The 22892-nt window shown below is 64.5% G+C and carries 16 protein-coding genes; 4 read left to right on the top strand and 12 right to left on the bottom strand.

The window, feature by feature from the left end; all coding sequences use genetic code 11:
• Nucleotides 1–110 precede the first annotated feature (110 nt).
• Both ACH196_RS00545 and ACH196_RS00540 read left to right on the top strand, forming a co-directional pair.
• Complete coding sequence (locus tag ACH196_RS00545) at nucleotides 111–722, top strand: LysE family translocator (protein WP_396644000.1); 612 nt, start codon at nucleotides 111–113, stop codon at nucleotides 720–722.
• A gap of 211 nt (nucleotides 723–933) precedes the next feature.
• The gene (locus tag ACH196_RS00540; protein ID WP_396643998.1) at nucleotides 934–5718 is read left to right on the top strand and encodes an NAD-glutamate dehydrogenase; all 4785 of its coding nucleotides are present in this window, start codon (nucleotides 934–936) and stop codon (nucleotides 5716–5718) included.
• 182 nt (nucleotides 5719–5900) lie between these two features.
• Here the strand turns inward: ACH196_RS00540 and ACH196_RS00535 are convergent, their stop codons facing one another.
• On the bottom strand, nucleotides 5901–6755 hold the full coding sequence (locus tag ACH196_RS00535; RefSeq protein WP_396644426.1) for a hypothetical protein: 855 nt from the start codon (nucleotides 6753–6755) through the stop codon (nucleotides 5901–5903).
• A gap of 275 nt (nucleotides 6756–7030) precedes the next feature.
• Here ACH196_RS00535 and ACH196_RS00530 point away from each other — a divergent pair, with 275 nt between their 5' ends.
• Entirely contained in the window at nucleotides 7031–7351 is a 321-nt protein-coding gene (locus tag ACH196_RS00530) for a hypothetical protein (RefSeq protein WP_396643996.1), read from the top strand.
• Here ACH196_RS00530 and ACH196_RS00525 read toward each other — a convergent pair whose 3' ends face one another.
• The 3 genes from ACH196_RS00525 to ACH196_RS00515 form a co-directional block, all read right to left on the bottom strand.
• Nucleotides 7352–7726 carry a DUF305 domain-containing protein gene (locus tag ACH196_RS00525; protein ID WP_396643994.1) on the bottom strand — a complete coding sequence of 125 codons (375 nt, stop codon included), beginning with the start codon at nucleotides 7724–7726 and terminating at the stop codon, nucleotides 7352–7354.
• A 46-nt stretch (nucleotides 7727–7772) separates the two neighbouring features.
• A complete protein-coding gene (gene cueR / locus ACH196_RS00520) occupies nucleotides 7773–8165 on the bottom strand; it encodes a Cu(I)-responsive transcriptional regulator (protein WP_396643993.1) in 393 nt (130 codons plus the stop codon).
• Between the two features lie 77 nt (nucleotides 8166–8242).
• Nucleotides 8243–10726, bottom strand: coding sequence for a heavy metal translocating P-type ATPase (locus ACH196_RS00515; protein WP_396643992.1), 2484 nt, complete (start codon nucleotides 10724–10726; stop codon nucleotides 8243–8245).
• 175 nt (nucleotides 10727–10901) lie between these two features.
• Between ACH196_RS00515 and ACH196_RS00510 the strand changes: the two genes are divergently transcribed.
• Nucleotides 10902–13013 carry a hypothetical protein gene (locus ACH196_RS00510; protein WP_396643991.1) on the top strand — a complete coding sequence of 704 codons (2112 nt, stop codon included), beginning with the start codon at nucleotides 10902–10904 and terminating at the stop codon, nucleotides 13011–13013.
• Nucleotides 13014–13075: 62 nt separating this feature from the next.
• Here ACH196_RS00510 and ACH196_RS00505 read toward each other — a convergent pair whose 3' ends face one another.
• The 8 genes from ACH196_RS00505 to mtnK form a co-directional block, all read right to left on the bottom strand.
• Complete coding sequence (locus tag ACH196_RS00505) at nucleotides 13076–13477, bottom strand: nuclear transport factor 2 family protein (RefSeq protein ID WP_396643990.1); 402 nt, start codon at nucleotides 13475–13477, stop codon at nucleotides 13076–13078.
• A gap of 64 nt (nucleotides 13478–13541) precedes the next feature.
• Nucleotides 13542–14237: an urea ABC transporter ATP-binding subunit UrtE gene (gene urtE / locus ACH196_RS00500; protein ID WP_396643988.1), complete on the bottom strand. Its 696-nt coding sequence runs from the start codon at nucleotides 14235–14237 to the stop codon at nucleotides 13542–13544.
• 300 nt (nucleotides 14238–14537) lie between these two features.
• Nucleotides 14538–15284, bottom strand: coding sequence for an urea ABC transporter ATP-binding protein UrtD (gene urtD, locus ACH196_RS00495; RefSeq protein ID WP_396643987.1), 747 nt, complete (start codon nucleotides 15282–15284; stop codon nucleotides 14538–14540).
• A 4-nt stretch (nucleotides 15285–15288) separates the two neighbouring features.
• Nucleotides 15289–16512, bottom strand: a complete 1224-nt coding sequence (urtC, locus tag ACH196_RS00490) for an urea ABC transporter permease subunit UrtC (RefSeq protein ID WP_396643986.1) — start codon at nucleotides 16510–16512, stop codon at nucleotides 15289–15291.
• A 145-nt stretch (nucleotides 16513–16657) separates the two neighbouring features.
• The gene (gene urtB, locus ACH196_RS00485) at nucleotides 16658–18265 is read right to left on the bottom strand and encodes an urea ABC transporter permease subunit UrtB (protein WP_396644424.1); all 1608 of its coding nucleotides are present in this window, start codon (nucleotides 18263–18265) and stop codon (nucleotides 16658–16660) included.
• Between the two features lie 571 nt (nucleotides 18266–18836).
• Nucleotides 18837–20141 (bottom strand): urea ABC transporter substrate-binding protein, encoded by a 1305-nt coding sequence (gene urtA / locus ACH196_RS00480; RefSeq protein WP_396643985.1) that lies wholly within the window; start codon nucleotides 20139–20141, stop codon nucleotides 18837–18839.
• Nucleotides 20142–20485: 344 nt separating this feature from the next.
• On the bottom strand, nucleotides 20486–21589 hold the full coding sequence (gene mtnA / locus ACH196_RS00475; protein ID WP_396643984.1) for an S-methyl-5-thioribose-1-phosphate isomerase: 1104 nt from the start codon (nucleotides 21587–21589) through the stop codon (nucleotides 20486–20488).
• Nucleotides 21586–22860 (bottom strand): S-methyl-5-thioribose kinase, encoded by a 1275-nt coding sequence (mtnK, locus tag ACH196_RS00470; protein ID WP_396643983.1) that lies wholly within the window; start codon nucleotides 22858–22860, stop codon nucleotides 21586–21588. The genes mtnA and mtnK overlap by 4 nt, the downstream gene beginning before the upstream one ends.
• Nucleotides 22861–22892 lie beyond the last annotated feature (32 nt).

The raw sequence follows: 22892 nt of genomic DNA, 5'->3' as shown, positions 1-22892 counted from the left end.
GACCGGCTGAAGTCGGCAATCCGGCTGCACCAAGCCTTTTCAAAAAGCTGCGCCCTGGAAAAAGCCGCCAGGGTGTCCAATAATGCGGTCTCTGACGGAGCAGCCTTGCGATGGAACTTTCTTCCCTGCTGATCTTTGCCGGTGCGCTGCTGGTGGCGGCTGGCTCACCCGGTCCCAGCATTGCCGCGCTGGTCGCGCGCGTCATCTCCAAGGGCTTTCGCGACGTCTTCCCGTTTCTGCTCGCCATGTGGATCGGCGAGGGCATCTGGCTGACGTTGGCGGTGTTCGGGCTGGCCTTCATCGCCCAGACTTTTCATCTCGCCTTCGTGGTCGTGAAATGGCTGGGTGTCGTCTACCTGATCTATCTCGCCTGGAAGATGTGGACGGCGCCGGTGAAGACCGAGGGTGGCGGCCTGCCGAAGGAGGACGCGCCGCTAAAACTGTTCTTCGCCGGCATGGCCGTGACGCTCGGCAACCCGAAGATCATGATGTTCTACCTGGCGCTGCTGCCGACCATCATCGACCTTGCCTCGGTCACGCTGCTCGGCTGGGCGGAGTTGACGGTGACCATGGCGCTGGTGCTGATCGCCATCGACCTCGCCTGGGTGGTCGCCGCGGCGCAGGCGCGCCGCCTGCTGAAGAGCGCCAGGGCGATGCGCATCGCCAATCGGATAAGCGCCACCACCATGGCCGGCGCGGCGGCGGCAATCGCCGCGCGCTGAATGCCGCCGGTTAAGGATCGTGGGCGGGCCGTGTGGTGCTCGCTGGCGGTGCGGCCTGCGATTTCCTGCCATTGCGATCGTCCGATACCGCAAACGTCACGCGGCGGTCATGGCGCTCGCCCATTTTCCGGCTGAATTGAGGCGCAGGGCGGGTCGAAAATCGCCTTTCATCTGATACGATGCGGCAAAACAATAAGACGGGAGGATTTTCATGGGCGACGCGAAATCCAGAAACGGACCCAAGAAGAATGGCAAGGAGCGCGCCGCGTCCGATGCCGGCCGGCTGACCGGCCTCGCCGATTTCCTGCTCGCCCGGGCTCCCGCCGAGGACACGGCAGCCTACGATCCCGCGATGCTGAAGCGAGCGGCAAGCCTCGCCGGCGAAGCGGTTGCCGCCCACCACAAGGGCGAAAGCATCGTCGCCATCAACCGCGACGCCGGCGTCACCCGCGAGGGATTGCCGGTCACGGTCATCACCGTCGTCAACGACAACATGCCGTTCCTGTTCGATTCGGTGCTGGGCGAAATCACCGAAGCGGCCGGCGAGCCGACTCTGGTCACCCACCCCGTGCTGGTCGTGCGCCATGGCGAAGGCGGCGTCGAGGAGATCCTCGGCGACGGGTCGGCGCGCGACCTCGCGGCAGACCGGCTGAGCGTCATTCATGTCCACGTCAAGCCGCTGTCGGCGGAGGAGGCGGCCAAGCTCAAGGAGCAACTGGCGAAAGTGGTCGCGCAGGTGCGCGCCGCGACGGCCGACTGGAAGCCGATGCTGGCCCGCCTCGACCGGGCGATCACCGAATTCCGCTATTCGCCGATCCCCCTGGAGAAGGCGGCGCTGACCGAGGCGATCGCCTTCCTGGAATGGCTGCGCGACGACAATTTCACCTTCCTCGGCATGCGCGAGTTCAGCTACCAGGGCGGCGAGAAGACCGGCACGCTGGAGCGTTCCGACAAACGCGGCCTCGGCATCCTCGCCGACCCGGACGTGCGGGTGCTCAGGCGCGACAACACCTCGGATGGCCAGACCACGCAGGAGATCCGCGCCTTCCTGCACGGTCCCGAGCCGCTGATCGTCACCAAGGCCAACGCCAAGTCGGTCGTCCACCGGCGTGCCTATCTCGACTATATCGGCGTCAAGACCTTTTCCCCCGAGGGCGAGCTTACCGGCGAGCTGCGCATCGTCGGCCTGTTCACCTCGACCGCCTACACGCGTTCGGTGATGCGGATACCCTATCTGCGCTCCAAGGCCGAGACGATCATCCAGAAATCCGGATTTGACCGGGGCGACCATTCCGGCAAGGCGCTGATCAACGTGCTGGAATCCTATCCGCGCGACGAGCTTTTCCAGATACCGATCGCCGTGCTCCAGCCGCATGCCGAGGCGATCCTCGGCCTGGTCGAACGCCCGCGCATCCGCGCGCTGGTGCGCGTCGACCAGTTCGACCGCTTCGTCTCGGTCCTCGTCTTCGTGCCGCGCGACCGCTACGATTCGATCGTTCGTGAAAAGATCGGGCAATATCTCAAAACTGTCTTCGACGGGCGGCTCTCCGCCTACTACCCGGCCTTCCCCGAGGGCGGGCTGGCGCGGGTGCATTTCATCATCGGCCGCTCGGGGGGCAAGACGCCCGAAGTCGAGCCGCAGGCGATCGAGGCGGCGATCCGCGACATCGTGCGGACCTGGGAGGATGCGCTGCGCGACGAGGCGGCGGCCTCGGGTCTCGACGAAAAGCTGGCGGCGGTGGCCGGAAAATTCCCGGAAAGCTATCGCGGCAGTTTTACCGCGGCGGAAGCGCTGGCCGACGCGCGCCGCGTCTCAGGCTTGTCCGCGGAAAAGCCGATCGCCATCGACTATTACCGGCATGCCGACCAGCCGCAAAAACAGGCGGCGCTGAAGATCCATCATTTCGGCGAGCCGGTCACGCTGTCGCGCCGCGTGCCGATGCTGGAGAACATGGGGTTCCGCGTCATCAGCGAGCGCACCTTCGAGATCGACCGCGACGACGGCGGCCGGGTCTTCATCCACGACATGGACCTGAAGAACGCCTTCGGCAAGCCGATCGATCTGTCCGACGGCGGCAAGTTGCTGGAGGACGTGCTGCTGTCGGTCTGGAACGGCGTGGCCGACAATGACGGCTACAACGCGCTCGCCCAGACCGCCGGCCTGTGGTCGAACGAGATCGTCATCCTGCGCGCCTATGGCCGCTATCTGCAGCAGGCCGGCATTCCGCAGAGCCAGGACGTCATCGCCAATGTGCTGAACCGCTATCCGGAGATCTCGCGCGGCCTGTTCCAGCTTTTCGTCGCCATGTTCGACCCTGCCGGTCAGGACGGCGAGGTGACGGCGAAACATCTGAAGGCCAAGATCAAGGACGCGCTGGAGGAGGTGCCGAACCTCGACGACGACACCATCATCCGCCGCTATCTCAACCTCGTCGAAGCCTCGCTGCGCACCAACCATTTCGCCCCTGCCACCGACAAGCCGCGCTCGCTGGCGATAAAACTGGACTCGCGGGCGCTGGTCGGCCTGCCCGAGCCCAGGCCGTGGCGGGAGATTTTTGTCTATGGACCCGAGGTCGAGGGCGTGCATCTGCGCTTCGGCCCGGTGGCGCGTGGCGGCCTGCGCTGGTCGGACAGGGCACAGGACTACCGCACCGAGGTGCTTGGCCTCGTCAAGGCGCAGCAGGTGAAGAACGCCGTCATCGTGCCGGTCGGCGCCAAGGGCGGCTTTTTACCGAAACGGCTGCCGCCGGCCTCCAGCCGCGACCTGTGGTTCGAGGCAGGCCGGCAGGCCTACATCAATTTCGTCTCCAGCCTGCTGTCGGTCACCGACAACATCGATGCCAAAGGCATCGTTCCACCGCAGGGCGTGATGCGCCGCGACGGCGACGATCCGTATTTCGTGGTGGCCGCCGACAAGGGCACGGCGACCTTCTCCGACACCGCCAACGCCATCAGCCAGGCGCATGATTTCTGGCTGGACGACGCATTCGCTAGCGGCGGCTCGGCCGGCTACGACCACAAGAAGATGGGCATCACCGCCAAGGGGGCCTGGGAGGCGGTGAAACGCCACTTCCGCGAGATGAACCGAGACATCCAGAAGGAGCCGTTCACCGTCGTCAGCGTCGGCGACATGTCGGGCGACGTGTTCGGCAACGGCATGCTGCTGTCGCCGGAAATCCGGCTGGTCGCCGCCTTCGACCACCGCGACATTTTTATTGACCCCGCGCCCGATGCGGCCGCGACGCTCGCCGAGCGGCAGCGCCTGTTCGATCTGCCGCGATCGAGTTGGCAGGACTACGACAAGGCAAAACTTTCCGCAGGCGGTGCGATCGTCTCGCGCGCGCAGAAGTCGGTGACGCTGTCGGAAGCCGCCGCCGCGGCGATCGGGCTTAAAAAAACTACAGCCTCGCCGGCCGAGATCATGAAGGCCATCCTCCAGGCGCCGGCCGATCTTCTGTGGTTCGGCGGCATCGGCACCTATGTCCGGGGCACGGGGGAGACCAATCAGGAGGTCGGCGACCGCGCCAACGACGCCATCCGCGTGACCGCCTCGGAAGTCCGCGCTAAGGTGATCGGCGAAGGCGCCAATCTCGGCGTCACCCAGCGCGGTCGCATCGAGTTCGGCCTGAAGGGCGGCGCCTGCAATTCCGACGCCATCGACAATTCCGCCGGCGTCAACTGCTCCGACGTCGAGGTCAACATCAAGATTGCGCTGGCCTCGGCCATGCGCAAGGGCGCCCTGACGCGCCCCGCCCGCGACACGCTGCTGGCCGAAATGACGCCGGAAGTCAGCGAGCTGGTGCTTTCCAACAACTACCAGCAGACGCTGGCGCTCTCGCTCCAGAGGAAGCGCGGGTTGGCCGACCTGCCGCACCAGGCGCGTTTCATCTCCGGGCTGGAATCGCGCGGCCTGCTCGACCGGGCAGTCGAGACGCTGCCGTCGGATGCCGCCCTTGCCGAGCGCGGGGCGCGCGGCGAGCCGCTGACGCGGGCCGAACTCGGCGTGCTGCTCGCCTATGCCAAGATCGTGCTGTTCTCCGACCTCGTCGCCAGCGACGTGCCGGATGATCCGCATTTCGAGCGCGACCTGCTCGGTTATTTCCCCGACCAGATGGCGCAGAAATACGAGGGAGACATCAACGAGCACCGGCTGCGCCGCGAGATCGTGTCGCGCGTGCTTGCAAACGACCTCGTCAATCGCGGCGGACCCTCCTTCCTGAGCCGGCTTCAGGATGCAACGGGCTGCAGCGCCGCCGACGTGGCGAAAGCTTTTGTCGTGGTGCGCGACGGCTTTGCCTTGCCGGCGCTCTATGCCCAGATCGACGCGCTCGACAACAGGATCGACGGCCAGTTCCAGCTCGATCTCTATCAGTCGGTCGGGCGGCTGCTGTTCATCGAGACCGGTTGGCTGCTGAAGAACGACCATTCCGGCGAACCGGTCGGCGTCCGCATCGCCGAGTTGCAAGAGGCGCGCAAGGCGCTCGAGCCGAAGCTTGCCGGGCTGGTGCCCGCCTATACCAAGGCCAAGCTCGACGAGCGCCGCGAGACTCTTGTCGCGGACGGCGCGCCGGAAGCACTGGCTGAAAAACTCGCCAATGCCGATGCGGTGCACGCTTTACCCGACATCGCCCTGGTCGCGCGCACCGCGGGAGCGGGCATCATCGACGCGGCAAAGGCGTTCTTCGCCGTCAGCGAGGCGTTCCGCATTGCCCGCATCGAGGACGCCGCCCGCGCCATCGCGCCCTCCGATTATTATGAGGGGTTGGCGCTGATCCGCGCTATGGACACGATCGGCGCGGCATGGCGCGGCATGGCGATCTCGGCGCTGGCCTCGCAAAGCGGGGAAAGCGATCCCGTCGCGCGCTGGCTCGAAGCCGGCGGCGAGCGCGTCGCGCGCACCCGCGAGCGGCTGCAGGCGCTGACGGAGGGCGGCGACATCACGGTCTCGCGTCTGTCGGTGGCGGCCGGGCTGATGCATGATTTGACGGTGATGTGATTCATCACGGATCCTCCAATAGCGGCCAGCTCATCGCATTTGAGGACAATCTCCAAGTCGGTCCGGCCGGCTTCGCCAACAACCGCGCAACGGTAGGTGTGGACAGCACGAATCATCGCCGAGGGGCGGAAAAATCCGCGCCGGGCCTCTATGCTTCGATTATCGCGTCCCGCTTGCGGCCGTCAGGACGTGTCGGGGCGCAGCGGGTTCAGCGCGTCCAAGGCCAGCGCATGGGCATGCGCCAGAATCTCGTCGATCTCGCGGATGTTGCTGCGGCGCCGAACGTCCGGATCGTAGGGCGACAGCCGGCCGCCGGGCGGCCGGCCCAGCCACAGTGGCCGTGTCCGCTGGAATCGGATCGTGCCGCGCGCCGTTCTGCCGGGCACGACCACGGCGCTGCCGATTTGCCTCATTTCCGCGACCGCCGCGTCGCAGCGCGCCTTCCAGCGGGCGAAGCGCCTTGCCTGTTTTGGCAGGTCGTCGAGCGCCGCACCCAGTGCGGCGAGCCGCAAGCCGAGCCGCGCCGCATCGATCGGGTCGTCCGGCGATGGCGGCGGCGGCAGCGCAGCCCGCTCGCTGAAGCCGGGAACTGAAATACGCGGCACGCCGCGCGCCGGTACATAGCGGCGGCGGACGCGGAACGGATATTTTTGCGGATCGAACAGCGGCAGGCAGATTGCGCGGGGCCTGGCGGCGCGCCGTTCGGCGGCTTTGCACTCGGCTTCATAGCGGGCAAAGTCTTGCTTCGACAAATTGACGGCGAGGCCGAGGCGGCGCATGGCGGCCACCGTGTCGGAAATTTTTGGCTTGAGCTTTCGCGGCCGCAGCGGCGGCAGGTTGACCACGATGCCGCGCGCTGTCGCAATGATCAGCCGACGCGCGGCGGATTCGGCCGGGCGCAGCAGCCGCAATATGGCGCGGTAGAGGTGGCGGGGCAGAGTTGACGCACCGCCGGCCATCTCGGCCATGCCGACGAGCATCAGGAGGATGCGCTTCAGCGCCTCCCGGTTCTTCTCGATTGTCCAACTCCCGTCCATCACCTCCACCACCGCCTCCTCCGGACAAGGCCGACATCCAGAATGGAACATATGGGGAACAAATACAAGCACCCTAAGAAAATAATCCTTGAGGATAACGGCGCGGCGAGGCTGGCTTCACACTGCTCACGCAACACATTGAAAAGGCTTGATTTTTCGGGAGATGGCGGCGTGCCTCAGGGCCTTCCCGGCCCGGGCGCAAGGCCAGCCGGAAAGAATGTCATGCCTGTAAAGGCAAGCAGAAACAGATAGTTGGTGGCAACCCATGTGGATTTTTGCGTAACAAGCATGACCAAGAGGCCGGCAAGGCCGACAAAGCGGCGATCATGGAAGTGCCCGGGGGACAGTTTGCTCAATTCCGTTCCCGCGCTGCCGTTGCGGCAGGGCTTGAACCCGGAATTACGCAAACCGCCCCGGATTTCAGGCTGGCCAGCCTGCCCGGCAACTATGCCAAAATCTCATTTGCCGCGTCCTGCTTGACGGACAACATTGAAATGCATGGGTCGGGGCAATCCGTCGGGGAAGCCGGCCGGCCTGGGTTCCATCCGCAGGCTGCGCCGGCCGAAATCCCAGCAAATGCCGTTCACTTCCACTGACTACTTCGGTGCGTTGGCCTTCAGCCAGGCCTCCATCTCATCAATCTCCTTCTCCTGCGCGGAGATGATGGCTTCGGCAAGCTTGCGGATTTCCGGGTCCTTGCCGTACTGGAGCTGAACCTTCGCCATGTCGATCGCTGCCTGATGGTGCGGGATCATGCCGCGCACGAAATCGACATCGGCATTGCCGGAATAGACGATCTTTCCGAACGTCTCGTGCATGGTGTCCATCGCCCGCTTGTAGCCGGCCTCGGCCGCCGGCGCGGCAGCGTCCTGGGTCATTGTATGGCCGCTATGGTCCGTCTGCGCGAAGGCGGCCCAAGATAGCGGCAGGGCGAGCGTCGCGGCGAGCAGGGTGGTGCGGAGCAAGGTCATTGCAGTTCCTTTCGGTGCAGTTGGGAGAAATTGGGCGCCGAGACGCTCAGTGATGGTGTCCGGCCAGCCCGTCGAGGATCGGGCATTCCGGCCGATGGTCGCCGTGGCAGGCTTCGACCAGGTGGCCGAGCGTCGCCTTGAGTTCCAGCAGTTCGGCGATCTTGCGGTCGATCTCGACGAGTTTCGATTCGGCGATCGCCTTGACCTCGGCGCTCTCGCGATGCGTGTCGCCATAAAGCGACAGGAGCTGGCGGCATTCCTCGACCGAGAAGCCGAGCCCACGCGAGCGCTGCAGGAATCTTAGCCGGTGAACATCGGCGACCGAATAGTCGCGATAGCCGTTGCCGGCGCGGCCCGGGCTGAGCAGGCCGATATCCTCGTAATAACGGATGGTTTTGGGCGGCAGGCCGGACTTTTCCGAAGCCGTTCCGATGTTCATATCTCTTCTCCAAATTCCTTCGGCAGGCTAGGGCTTCCACCAAGTGGAAGCTCAAGCCCCTTCGCTGCGGCAGCCGGTCACAGCTTCACCCCGCGCAACCTCAGCGCGTTGCCGATCACCGACACCGACGACAGGCTCATGGCGGCGGCGGCCAGCATCGGCGACAGCAGCGTGCCGAAGATGGGGTAGAGCACGCCCGCCGCAACCGGCACGCCGACGACGTTGTAGGCGAAGGCGAAGAACAGGTTTTCGCGGATGTTGCGCATGGTCGCCTGGGAGAGTCGCCGCGCCCGCACAATGCCGGAAAGGTCGCCCTTGAGCAGCGTAATCCCCGCGCTTTCCAGCGCAACGTCGGCGCCGGTGCCCATGGCGATGCCGACATCGGCCGCCGCCAGCGCCGGCGCGTCGTTGACGCCGTCGCCGGCCATGGCCACCTTGGCTCCACGCCCGCGCAACTCCTCGACCAGCGCGTGTTTTGCTTCCGGCGTCATGTCGGCGCGGACTTCGTCGATGCCCAGTCTCCTGGCTACGGACTTCGCCGTAAGCGCATTGTCGCCGGTCGCCATAACGATCTTCAAGCCGCTGTCGTGCAGCGCTCGGATGGCGTCGGCGGCGTTGGCCTTGACCGGATCGGCGACGGCGACGAAGCCGGCGAGACGGCCCTCCAGCGCGACGAACATCACCGTCCGTCCCTCGGTGCGCAGCGCATCGGCCTTGGGCGCGAGCAAAGCGACGTCCACGCCGATGTCCTGCATCATCGCGGCGTTGCCGAGTGCAACCGCGTGGCCGGCAACGACACCTTTCACGCCCTTGCCGGTCACCGCCTCGAAGGCGGTCGCCTTGTCGATCGAAACGCCTCGTTCGCGCGCGCCTTCGACGATCGCTTCCGCCAGCGGGTGTTCGGAACCCTGTTCCAGCGCGGCGGCCAGGCCGAGCAGCGCGTCCTCGTCCAACCTGCCGGCAGCCACCACGTCGGTCAGCCGCGGCCGGCCCTCGGTCAGCGTGCCGGTCTTGTCGACGATCAGCGTATCGACCTTGGAGAGACGCTCCAGCGCCTCGGCGTCCTTGATCAGCACGCCGGCCTGCGCGCCGCGCCCGGTCGCCGTCATGATCGACATCGGCGTCGCCAGCCCCAGTGCGCAGGGGCAGGCGATGATCAACACCGACACCGCCGAGACGATGGCGAAGGTCAGTCCCGGCCCGAAGATTGCCCACACCGCAAAGGCTACGATGGCCACCAACACGACGGCCGGCACGAAGTAGAAGGACACCGTGTCGGCCAGCCCCTGGATGGGCGCGCGGCTGCGCTGCGCCTTGGCGACCATCTCGACGATGCGCGACAGCATGGTATCGGCGCCGACTTTTTCGGCGCGCATCACCAGCGTGCCGTTGCGGTTAAGCGTGCCGCCGGTCAGCGCATCGCCCTTGCCTTTCTCGACCGGCAGCGGCTCGCCCGTCAGCATGGATTCATCCACCGCCGAACGGCCATCCTCGACAATGCCGTCCACCGGCACGCTCTCGCCGGGGCGGATGCGCAGGAGGTCGTCGGTGTGCACCTGGTCGAGCGGCACGTCGGTCTCGCCGCCGTCCTTGCCGATTCTGCGCGCCGTCTTCGGCGCGAGGTCGAGCAGCGCGCGGATCGCCGACCCGGTGCGCTCGCGCGCCTTCAACTCCAGCACCTGGCCGAGAAACACCAGCGCCACGATGACGGCGGCGGCCTCGAAATACACCGGCACGGCGCCGCCATGGCCACGCATCTCATGCGGAAACATGTCCGGGAACAGCGTGGCGACGACGCTGAAGACATAGGCCGCGCCGACGCCGATGGAGATCAGCGTCCACATGTTCGGGCTGCGGTTGACGATCGATTCGTAGCCGCGGTGGAAGAACGGGATCGCCGCCCACAATACGACGGGCGTGGCGAGCGCGAGTTCTGTCCAAACCGATACCTGCTCTCCGAGCCAATCGCGGATCGGCAGGCCCAGCATCGGCCCCATGGTCAGCGCCAGCAGCGGGATCGACAGCACGGCGCTGACCCACAGCCGCCGGGTGAAGTCGACAAGCTCGGGATTGGGGCCTTCCTCACCGGTGGGCACGCCCATCGGCTCCAGCGCCATGCCGCATTTCGGGCAGGAGCCGGGGCCGTCGCGCACCACTTCCGGATGCATCGGGCAGGTGTATTTGGTGCCTTTCGGCGCCGGCGGCTCGGGGTTCCGTTCGCCGAGATAATTTGCCGGCTCATCTTCGAATTTCGATTTGCAGCCGGCCGAACAGAAATAGTGACCCGTGCCTTCATGGCGCAGAAAATGTCTGGCGCTGGCCCGTTTCACCGTCATGCCGCAGACCGGGTCTTTTGCCTCCAGATAGCGCTCCGGATCGGCTTCGAACTTGGTTTTGCAGCCGTTGCAGCAGAAGTGATAGGTACGCCCGCCGTATTCCAGCGACGGTTTTCCCGCCGCCGGGTCGACGGTCATGCCGCAGACCGGGTCGCGCACGACCTCGAGTGCCGAGCCGCCCTCGTGCCGGTGATTCGCATGGTGGTGATGGTTCAAGGCCGTCATTCCCGTGTCATTCCTATGTGGGATCGAACCGTAATCTTTCCAGTCACTGGAAGGTCAAGCGGTATTTTTGCACAATTCCCGGCTGGTCCAACCGCAGGAAAGACGGTTGTGATTGACACGTCATGGTTGCGCTTTAAGCATGCCCACCCCTCAACAGCCCAAAAAGGAGTCCTGAATGGCTGTGATCGAAGGCACGATCGGCGACAACACACTGACAGGCGGTTCCGCCAACGACTACATCTATGGCTATGGCGGAAACGACACGCTGCTGGGGGGCGGCGGGAACGATATCATTGTCGGCGGATCGGGCAACGACACCATGACCGGCGGCGCCGGCAGCGACATCTTCGCCTATGATTCGCGCGGCTTCGGCGCCGACACGATCACCGACTTCTTGACCGGCGACAAGATCGACCTCAGCGGCATCAATGTCGGCGACCTCGACAGCATCAGGCCCTATGTCACGCAGGTCGGCGACGACGTCGTCATCGGCACCTTCTATGGCGGCAACCTGGAACGCATCACCATCCAGAACGCCACGCTGGCCAACGTTCTGGCCTCGATCCGGCTCAACCCGGATGTCGATCCGCTGACCATTTCCGGCACCATCAGCGACGACGTGCTGTTCGGCGGGCGCGGCCAGGACCGTATCTATGGCGGCGGCGGCGACGACGAGATCAATGCCGGCGTCGGCAACGACTACATCTATGGCGAGAACGGCAACGACCTGTTGCGCGGCGGAACCGGCAACGACTTCTTCGGCTACGGCAGCCGCGGCTTCGGCTCCGACACCATCGCCGACTTCACCACTGGCGACCGGCTCGACCTGCGCGGCATGAATGTCGGGGATGTCGACAGCATCAGGCCCTACATTGTGCAGTCCGGCAACGATGTCGTCATGACCACCTCGTGGGCTGGCAATCTGGAGCGCGTCACCATCCAGAACGCCACGCTGGCCAATGTGCTCGCCCAGATCAAGCTCAACGCCGACACCGATCCGCGCACGGTCTCCGGCACGATCAGCGAAGACACTCTGTTCGGAGGCCGTGGCCAGGACCGTCTCTATGGCGACGGCGGCAATGACCAGCTCAACGGCGGCGTCGGCAACGATTACCTCACGGGCGGCAACGGCAGCGACCTGCTGCGCGGCGGCGCCGGCAACGACCTGTTCGTCTATGACAGCCGCGGCTTCGGCGGCGACACGATCGGCGACTTCGCCACCGGCGACAAGATCGACCTGCGCGGCATCCATGTCGGCGACATCCAGAGCATCACGCCCTACATCGTGCAGTCCGGCGACGATGTCGTCATCAGCACCTACTGGGGCGGCAATCTGGAGCGCATCACCATCCGGGACGCTTCGCTCGACGCGGTCAAGGCGGCCATCAAGGTCGACCCGGACACCGACCCGCTGACGCTCTCCGGCACCATCAGCACCGACTATCTGTTCGGCGGGCGCGGCCAGGACCGGATCTATGGCGAGGGCGGCAACGACCACATCAATGCCGGCGTCGGCGACGACTATCTCTATGGCGGCAACGGCAGCGACCTGCTGCGCGGCGGCGCCGGCGACGACGTCTTCGTCTATGACAGCCGCGGCTTCGGCGGCGACACGATTGCCGACTTCGCTGCCGGCGACAGGATCGACCTGCGCGGCATGCATGTCGGCGACCTCGCCTCGATCGACCCGTATATCGTCCAGTCCGGCGCCGACGTCCTCATCAACACCTATTGGGGTGGCAATCTGGAGCGCATCACCGTCCGCAACGCGACACTCGCCGAGGTCAGATCGGGCCTGCTGCTCGACACCGACGGCGATCCGGACACGGTGTCGGGCACGATCAGCACCGACTATTTGTTCGGCGGCCGCGGCCAGGATCGCCTGTTCGGCGACGGCGGCAACGACAAGCTGATGGGCGGGCTGGGTGACGACTATCTCACCGGCGGCAACGGCGCAGACCAGCTTTTCGGCGGCGCGGGCGCCGACCGCTTCGTCTTCGATGCGGGCGAATCGCCAGTCTCCGGCACGCTCGACAGCGTGAAGGATTTTTCGCGTGCCGAAGGTGACAAGATCGATCTCAGGCCGATCGACACCGATCCGAACGTGTTCGGCGACCAGCCGCTGAGCTATGTCGGCGGCGCATTCTCGGAAGCCTATCAGGTGCGGATCACGTCACTATCCGGCGACAATTTTCTCGTCGAGGTCAATCTGGATACGGACATCGACCCCGAAATGGCCATCCATGTGGTCGGGACGGCCTTGAACTCGTCCGATCTGCTGCTCTGACCGGATTTAAGCGGCTTGAGGAAACGAGGCGGCCTTGAGCCGCCTCGACCGCTCGTTCGAAGCTATGCTGCCGCCCTGTCGGCGTCAGCCACCAAGGCGGTGTCGTAATATTCGGTGAGTTCGGTGACCTTGCCGTCCTTGACCGTCCAGAAATGCGCGTTCTCCAGCCGCATCCGCTTGTTGCTGCCCTTGTGGGTCATCTCGATCTCGGTCTCGGCGGCGACGCGCTCGCCGTCGCCGAAGATCGAAACCACCCGGAAGGAATTGTAATCGAAGACTTCGTGGAGATGATCGAGCCTCCGGCGGAATTGCTCCAGCCCGGCTTGCGTTCCGCAGAAGCGCGTAAAGCCCGGATCGGCTTTCCAGACGAAACGAACATCCGGCGCGCACAAATTCATCGTGCCCTCCAGGTCCCCCGCTGCATAAAGCTCATAGATTTTCTTGACGGTATCGACGGCATTCATGCTTGACCCTCCTCCCGTTGAGAAGAGAATGATGCGCCTTTCCGCGACGTAAGAAAAGACCGCGTTATACTGTCAGGAACCTCCTTACTTCCGGCCGGTCGAGGTCTTCCGCCGGGCCGGTATGGACCACCTGGCCGCGGTCCATGATGTTCACCTCGTCGGCGAGTTCGCGGCAGAAGTCCAGATATTGCTCTACCAGCAGGATGGCGATGCCGGCGGTGTCGCGCAGATAGCGGATGGCGCGGCCGATATCTTTTATGATCGACGGCTGGATGCCTTCGGTCGGTTCGTCGAGCACCAAAAGTTTTGGCCGCATCACCAGCGCCCGGCCGATCGCCAGTTGCTGCTGCTGGCCGCCGGAAAGATCGCCGCCGCGCCGCGACAGCATCTGCTTCAGCACCGGGAAAAGCTCGAACACATGCGGCGGCACGTTGCGGTCCGCCCGCTTCAGCGGCGCGAAGCCGGATTCGAGGTTCTCCTTTACCGTCAGCAGCGGAAACACCTCCCGCCCCTGCGGTACGAATGCGATGCCCGACCGGGCGCGATCATACGCCGCGCTCCGGTCGAGCGCCTTCCCCTCGAAGGCTATGGTGCCGCTCGTCAGCCTGTGGTGGCCGACGATCGATCTCATCAAACTGGTTTTTCCGACCCCGTTGCGGCCGAGCACACAGGTGATTTTCGCGGCATCGGCCTTGAGGGAGACGCCACGCAACGCCTGGGCCGCGCCGTAGTGCAAAGTGGCGTCCTTGACCTCAAGCATGGCCAACCGCCCCCTTCTGGTCCCCCCGCGCCCCCGCCGCCTCGACGGCGGGGGTGGCGGGCCTTCCGGCACGCCAGGGGAGGTTGGTGAAATGGCTAGGTGGGTTACCCCCACCCCTAACCCCTCCCCACAAGAGGGAGGGGGACTTTACTGCCGTCACGCCGTGCGAAACCGTCAACGATCTGAGCCCAGCGGCGATGCAATCCGGTCCCCCTCCCCCTTGTGGGGAGGGGTTAGGGGTGGGGGTACCACGCGAACGGACCCCATCAAATCTGTCGAGACAAACCCGCCACATCGCCGTCACCGCCCCAAATAGACCTCGACGACACGCTCGTCGGCGGACACGAAATCCAGCGTGCCTTCCGACAGCACCGAGCCTTCGTGCAGGCAGGTGACCTTGACGCCGAGCTCACGCACGAAATGCATGTCGTGCTCGACCACCACCACCGAATGCGTCTTGTTGATTTCCTTCAGCAATCGCGCCGTCTCTTCGGTCTCGGCGTCGGTCATGCCGGCGACCGGTTCGTCGACCAAGAGCAGCTTCGGGTCCTGCGCCAAAAGCATGCCGATCTCCAGCCATTGCTTCTGGCCGTGCGAAAGGTTGGCCGCGAGGTCGTGCCGCTTGTCGCCGAGGCGGATGGTCGAAAAGATCTCGTCGATCCGCCGCTGCTCGTCGGCCGAACGCTTGTGGAACAGCGCCGGAAAAATCGAGCGCGGCCCCTTCAGCGACAGAACGATGTTGTCCTCGACGGTGTGGCTCTCGAAAACCGTTGGCTTCTGGAATTTCCGGCCGATGCCCATCATGGCGATCTCGGCCTCGTCGTGCTTGGTGAGATCCGTCTGCCCGTCGTAGAAAACCTCGCCGGTATCCGGCTTGGTCTTGCCGGTGATGATGTCCATCATCGTAGTCTTGCCCGCGCCGTTCGGGCCGATGATGGCGCGCATCTCGCCCTTGTCGAGCACCAGCGACAAATTGTTGATCGCCTTGAACCCGTCGAAAGAGCGCGAGACGCCGTCGAGATAGAGGATGGTGCCGCTCTTCGACATGGCGCTACTCCGCTGCCGCCGGTTCGGGGCCGCCGGACGGGACCTGCCAACCTTTTTCGGCGCGCGCCGACTCGACCGTGGGCGACACCGGGGCAGGCGGCGGTGCGTCGCCGGCCGCCGCCTTGCGATGCTCACCGCGACCAGCCCGCCACTGGTCGTACATGCCGACGACACCCTTCGGCAGGAACAGCGTGACGAAAACGAACAGCCCGCCCAGCGCGAACAGCCAGAATTCCGGCAGCACGCCGGTGAACCAGCTTTTTCCGGCATTGACGAGTAGCGCGCCGATGATCGGCCCGACGACGGTGGCGCGGCCGCCGACCGCCGTCCAAACAACCACTTCGATCGAGTTGGCGGGATCGAACTCGCCGGGATTGATGATGCCGACCTGCGGCACGTAGAGCGCGCCGGCGATACCCGCCATCACTGCGGAAACAGTAAAGGCGAACAGCTTTACGTTCTCCGCCCGCCAGCCGAGAAAGCGCGTGCGGCTCTCGGCGTCGCGCACCGCCATCAGCAGCTTTCCATATTTCGAGCCGATGATGCGCCACGTCACCCAGACGCCCAGCGCCAGCGCCAGCGCGCTGGCCGCGAACAGCGCCGAGCGCGTCGTGTTGGCCTGCACGTGGAAGCCGAGAATGTCCTTGAAATCGGTCAGGCCGTTGTTGCCGCCGAATCCCATGTCGTTGCGGAAGAAGGCGAGCAGCAGCGCATAGGTCATCGCCTGGGTGATGATCGACAGATACACTCCCGTGACGCGGCTGCGGAAGGCGAACCAGCCGAACACGAAGGCAAGCAGGCCGGGCACCAACATGACCATGAGGGCGGCGAACCAGAACTGGTCGAACCCGTACCAGAACCAGGGCAGTTTCTTGTAATTCAGGAACACCATGAAGTCGGGCAGGATCGGATTGCCGTAAACGCCGCGGTCGCCGATCTGCCGCATCAGGTACATGCCCATCGCGTAGCCGCCGAGCGCGAAGAAGGCGCCATGGCCGAGCGAAAGGATGCCGCAGTAGCCCCAGACCAGGTCGAGCGAGAGCGCCAGCAGCGCGTAGCAGAGGTATTTGCCGGTCAGCGCCACCATGTAGGAGGGCGCGTGCAGGGCCGAATCCGGTGGCACCAGAATGTTCAGCACAGGCACGACGATCGCCACCGCCACCAGGATGAGGATAGTGATGGCGATGCGGCGGTCTGCGCCGGCGGCGAAGAACTTTCCGGAGATCATGGCAGGGATCTCCGGTGCCCAATACCGAACCGAGAACCCCCACCCCTAGCCCCTCCCCACAAGGGGGAGGGGGACCTGGCGGCGGCGCTTCCGCATCCCCCTCCCCCTTGTGGGGAGGGGCTAGGGGTGGGGGTAACTTCGTTGATCATGCTTCCACCGCCCGGCCCTTGAGGGCGAACAGGCCGCGCGGACGCTTCTGGATGAACAGGATGATCAGCACCAGCACCAGGATTTTTCCGAGCACCGCGCCGGCATAGGGTTCCAGAAACTTGTTGAGGATGCCGAGCGACAGGGCGCCGACCAGCGTGCCCCAGAGATTGCCGACGCCGCCGAACACCACGACCATGAAACTGTCGATGATGTAGCCCTGGCCGAGATTGGGCGAGACGTTGTCGATCTGGCTGAGCGCCACGCCGGCGATGCCGGCGATGCCGGAGCCCAGCGCGAAGGTCAGCGCGTCGACCCACGGCGTGCGGATGCCCATGGACGCAGCCATGCGCCGGTTGGCGGTGACGGCGCGCATCTGCAGGCCCCAGGGCGTGCGTTTCATGACGAACAGCAGCACGAAGAACACGGCGAGCGCGAAACACAGGATCCACAGCCGGTTCCAGGTGATCGAAAGCTGGCCGAGTTCGAAGGCGCCGGACATCCAGGACGGATTGCCGACCTCGCGATTGGTCGGCCCAAAAATGGTGCGCACCGCCTGCTGGATGATCAGCGACACGCCCCAGGTGGCGAGCAGCGTCTCCAGCGGGCGGCCGTAGAGGAAACGGATGATGCCGCGCTCGATCAAGAAACCGACGGCGGCCGCCACCAGGAAGGCCAGCGGCAGGGCTATCGCCAGCGACCAGTCGAAGAGACCGGGCGCCGAGCTGCGAATCACCTCCTGCACGACATAGGTCGTATAGGCGCCGAGCATCACCATCTCGCCATGCGCCATGTTGATGACGCCCATGACGCCGAAGGTGATGGCGAGGCCGATCGCCGCCAGCAGCAGCACGGAACCGAGCGAGATGCCGTACCAGACGTTCTGACCGGCGGCCCACAGCGCCAGCGACGAATTAATCTCACCGATCGCCGCCGTGGCGGCATCCTTGACGGCGCCATCGGACTTCGCCTCGACGGCGGTGAGTTGCGACAGCGCGTCGCGATCGCCGCGCGCCTCCAGCACGGCGATTGCCGCCAGCTTTTCGCTGGCGGGCATGTCGGAAACGAGTACCGCGGAGGCACGCGCCTGCTCAAGCTGCTTTTTCACGCTGGCGACGGTTTCATCGATGATCGCCGCGTCGAGCGCTTCGATGGAATTGGCGTCGGGCGCCTTGAACATGGTCTGCGCGGCGGCGAGCCGCGCAGCCGGGTCCGGTGAGCTCAGGGTCAGACCACCCAATGCCTCGCGGATGGTGCGGCGCAGGCTGTTGTTGACCTTGACCTTGGTGACTTCCGCCTTGGCGGCCTCGCCGGCGTCGGCGGCTGTGAGCGGGTCGGCGAGTTTGACGGTCTGGCCGCTTTCCTTGCCGATAAAGACGGCCGCATCGGATTTGCGGAAATAGAGATCGCCATCGGACAGCGCAGTTAGCGGCTTTGCGACCGCCGGGTCGCCGGTCGCGGCCAATTCGCGAACGACGGCTTCCGTCTCGGGAAAATTCTTGACCGTCGCGAATTTGGCGACGGTTGCACGCAACGCGGCTTCGTCGGCGGAAGCGGGAAGGGCGGCGATCAGGAGTGAAAGGAAGAATGTCAGAAAGGTGAGAATCGCTTTTCCTGGCGTCTTCCTTCGACCTGCCGAGGAAAGGTCCGTCGCCGAGGTGTTCGCTTCCGGCGAGGAGAAGAGTGCAGCTTTGTGAGCGCTCTCATCCCTGTCGTCATTCCCGACCTCGTGAGCGAGCGGAGAGTGTCGGGAATCCATGCCTCCGCATGGAAACTCCAGAGCCGGTGCAGAACCGGATGCTTCCTCGGTTCCGCCACGATACGGAAGCGGAAAGCGTGAGGCATGGATTCCCGACACTCTCCGCTCGCTTCGCTCGCTCACAAGGTCGGGAATGACGACAGGGACGGGCCTTTGGCGCAGACCTTGCAAGGTCGCGATCTCCATTCCCGGCTGGCTTTTCGCCGCAGCAGGAGATGTCCGGCAGGACAAAAGTGGGCAACGTAGAGCGGATGAACTCATCTAGGCCAGCACTCTAAATCGTCTTTGGGAGAGATTTCCCCGGGCGAGGCGAGAGAGGAACCCCGCCCGGGGTCTTTGCGCGGTCACTTGGGAGGATGCGCTATCGTTTGTGGGCATGATCTGGCCCGAAAAGTCTGCAACTTTTCGGGATCATGCCTTAGTTCACGCCCTTGCCGCCGCACTTGCCGGTTGCAACGTTGAAGTTGCCGCAGGACATTGGCGCGCGCCAATCGGAGATCAGATCCTTGGAGTCGGGCAGGTAGTCGGACCATTCGTCGCCGACCACCAGGCCGGAGGTCTGCCACACCGTCTCCATCTGGCCGTCGGCCTGGATCTCGCCGATCAGCACCGGCTTGGTGATGTGGTGGTTCGGCATCATGGTGGAAAAACCGCCCGACAGGTTCGGCACCGACACGCCGACGATGGCGTCGATGACAGCGTCCGGATCGGTGGCGCCAGCCTTCTCGACCGCCTTGACCCACATGTTGAAGCCTATGACATGGGCTTCCATCGGGTCATTGGTCACGCGCTTTGGGTTCTTTGTATATTCCTTCCACTTGGCGATGAAGTCAGCGTTCTCGGGCACGTCGACCGACTGGAAATAGTTCCACGCGGTCAGGTGGCCGACCAGCGGGCCGGTGTCGAGACCTGCCAATTCTTCTTCGCCCACCGAGAAAGCCACGACCGGAATATCCTCGGCCTTGATGCCTTGGTTGGCGAGTTCCTTGTAGAAGGGAACGTTGGCGTCGCCGTTGATGGTTGACACCACGGCGGTCTTCTTGCCGGCCGAGCCGAAATTCTTGATGTCGGTGACGATGGTCTGCCAGTCGGAATGACCGAACGGCGTGTAGTTGACCATGATGTCTTCCTTGGCCACGCCCTTGGATTCGAGATAGGCCTGCAGGATCTTGTTGGTGGTCTGCGGATAGACATAGTCGGTGCCGGCGAGCACCCAGCGCTGCACGCCTTCCTCGTTCATAAGGTAGTCCACGGCCGGGATGGCCTGCTGGTTCGGCGCGGCACCCGTATAGAAGACGTTGCGCTGGCTTTCCTCGCCCTCATACTGGACGGGGTAGAACAGCAGGTTGTTGAGTTCCTCGAACACCGGCAGCACGGACTTTCGCGACACCGAGGTCCAGCAGCCGAACACGGCGGCGACCTTGTCCTTCTCGATCAGCTCGCGCGCCTTTTCGGCAAACAGCGGCCAGTCGGAAGCCGGATCGACGACCACCGCCTCGAGTTTCTTGCCGAGCAGGCCGCCCTTCTTGTTCTGCTCGTCAATCAGGAACAGCATCGTGTCCTTCAGCGTCGTCTCGGAAATCGCCATCGTGCCCGACAGCGAATGCAGAATGCCGACCTTGATCGTGTCGTCCTGCGCCATGGCCGGTGCGGCCATGCTCAAGCCAGCCGCAAGCGCCCCCGCCGCGAACAGACTTTTTATGGTTGTTTGGAAACCCCTCATATGGACACCTCCGGAACTGGGTTGTTGCACCGCAGCAAGCGATGCAACCCCTGTGCCAGTTGTTGGAGATGTCACGGAACCTCAGAATTAACGGATTATTTACAGTCGTTTACCGCGCGGTCGCGCGATTCCGGCCTGCAAGATGCTTGCGCGGCTCACGATCGGCGTGAGATTTTTTTGCGCAGGCAGGGCAGTGACATGCCTATTTTTGCATCATCTGGCCGAGTGTGGATATTTTTTGAGCAGAAACGATAGCGCGGCATACAATGGCGGAGGCATCCCGTCAGGGGGAACACCTCCGCCAAAACCTTCGCCGACTTCAAACAGGCCGTCCAACGAGGCCCCTATGCCGCCCGGCGGCGCTCCGGGAAGAGCTCCAGCAGCCCATCTCGCGAAGCCTTCGCCACGCCGCGTTCGGTGATCAGCCCGGTCACCAGCCGTGCCGGCGTAACATCGAAGGCGGGGTTGCGGGCCGGCGTCGCGTCCGGCGAGATGCGGACCTGCGCGATCTCACCATTGCCGGCGCGGCCCCACACCAGCGACACCTCGTCGGCGGAGCGTTCCTCGATCGGGATCTCCTTCAGCCCGTCGGCCACGGTCCAGTCGATGGTGGGCGACGGCAGCCCGACATAAAACGGCACGCCGTTGTCCGCGGCGGCGAGCGCCTTCAGATAGGTGCCGATCTTGTTGCACACGTCGCCATTGGCGGTCGTACGGTCGGTGCCGACGATGACCATGTCCACTTCGCCGTGCTGCATCAGGTGCCCGCCGGCATTGTCGACGATCAGCGTATGCGGCACGCCGTGCCCTGCCATCTCCCACGCCGTAAGCTGTGCGCCCTGGTTGCGCGGCCGCGTCTCGTCGACGAAGACATGCACCGGGATTCCGGCCTCCACCGCGAGATAGACCGGCGCGGTCGCCGTGCCGTAGTCCACGGTCGCCAGCCAGCCGGCGTTGCAATGGGTCAAAACGTTCACCCTCTCGCCTGGCTTCTTGCGCGCCGCGATGTCCTGGATGATTTTCAGGCCGTTGCGGCCAATCGAGCGGTTGAGTTCGACGTCCTCGTCGGCGATCTCCGCGGCGCGCCTATAGGCAGCCTTGGCCCGTTCGGAAGCCGGCAAGGTTTTCAGCAAGCGCGTCATCTCGTCCAGCGCCCAGCGCAGGTTGATGGCGGTCGGGCGCGTTTCGTGAAGTTTGTGCCAGACGGCTTTCAGCGCCTCATCCGAAGGGTCTTCCACCATCTGCAAGGCGACGCCATAGGCCGCCGTCACCCCGATCAGCGGCGCGCCGCGCACCCACATGTCGCGGATCGCCGTGGCGATGCCGTCCACCGTATCCACGGTCTCGACGCGGAAAGCGTGCGGCAGCCAGCGCTGGTCGATGATGTCGACCGAGCGGCCATCCTTGTTCAGCCAGATAGTCCGGTAATGCGTGTCGCCGACCTTCATAGAGCTGGCTCCTTCTCGATCAGCTTGGCCAGATTGTTAACTTCCTCGATGCCGTGGATGTTCCGGCGGTTGACCACCAGATGCCGGCCGAAACGCAGCGCCTTGGCCTCGCAGGAGGCACGCAGGTCGGCGTCCTCGATCGTCTCGAAATCGGCGTTGTGGGCGAGGCCGAGGATGCGGCGGTGGCATTCGACGCCGGCAAACCCCAGCATGTCGTCGAAGAGTTGATGAAGCACATGGTCCAGCGCCTGCTCGGAGGCGAGAACATCGCCCTGATCCTCGAACAGGCTCTTCTGATAGAGGATGCCAGTGCGCTCGGTGCGCCACAGATGCGAGAATTCGGCCCGAAAAACCGACCACGCCTCAATGACGACATCGAGCAGATACGCGCGCATGGCCGCGCGGTCGCCCGGCGCCTTCTCGTGGCCGCGCTGCGAGAAGAACGCCATCCAGAAATTTGCCAGCGCCATGCCGACATCGAAGGCCATCGGCCCGTAGAAGGCGAATTCCGGATCGATCATGCGCGTGTCGGTGTTGGTCACCATGATCGAGCCGGTATGCAGATCGCCATGCACCAGCGTCTCGGCATTGGCCGCGAACAGATGTTTTAAGCGCTGCGCCTCGACTTTCAGGTCGCGGTCGGCGCGCAGTTCTTCAACGAGCGGATCGAGCTGCGGCGATGTATGCCGGTTGAGTTTCGCGTCGAAATAAGGATCGGAGAACACGAGGTTTTCGGTGATATCGCAAAGTTCGACATTGTCGGCGAACAGCGCGAGATCGGCCTTGCGCTGCTTCGTCTCCATGTGGAAGTCCGAACCGCGGAACAGCGTGCGCGCCATGAACAGGCCGAGGTCGCGGCCGACCTTAGGGTAGATGTTGCCGGCGATCAGCCCGCGCCGCAGGATGATGTGCGGCGACAGATATTCCATGACGATCAGCGCCTGCGCCTCGTCGAAATGGAAAATCTTCGGCGTCGAGCCCGGATTGCGCGCTTCCTGTCGCGTCAGCGCGTGATACTCGAAGAAGGAGCGTTTCAGCGGCAGCGGCCAGGAATCGCCGACGAGGCGGACATAGGGCAGCGCCTGCTTGACCACCACGCCGCCCGCCGGCCCCTCGACGATGAAGACGAGGTTGAGATTGCCGTCGCCCACCTCGCGCACCCGCCAGGCGGCCGAATCGGCGCCAAGCCGCGATTGCATAGCCTCCAGGCCGCCCAGCCGCGCCGGCAGCGTTTCTACCGTCAACGCCTTGAAGGCATCATGTGCCGTCATTCAATCCTCCCCGACTATCGGCTTTGCAGCGC

Origin of the sequence: Mesorhizobium sp. IMUNJ 23232 (assembly GCF_044326205.1) — a bacterium.
In the GTDB taxonomy this organism is placed as follows: Bacteria; Pseudomonadota; Alphaproteobacteria; order Rhizobiales; family Rhizobiaceae; genus Kumtagia.
The sequence above is the reverse complement of the archived record's forward strand: the minus strand, read 5'-3'. Positions and strand labels throughout refer to the sequence as shown.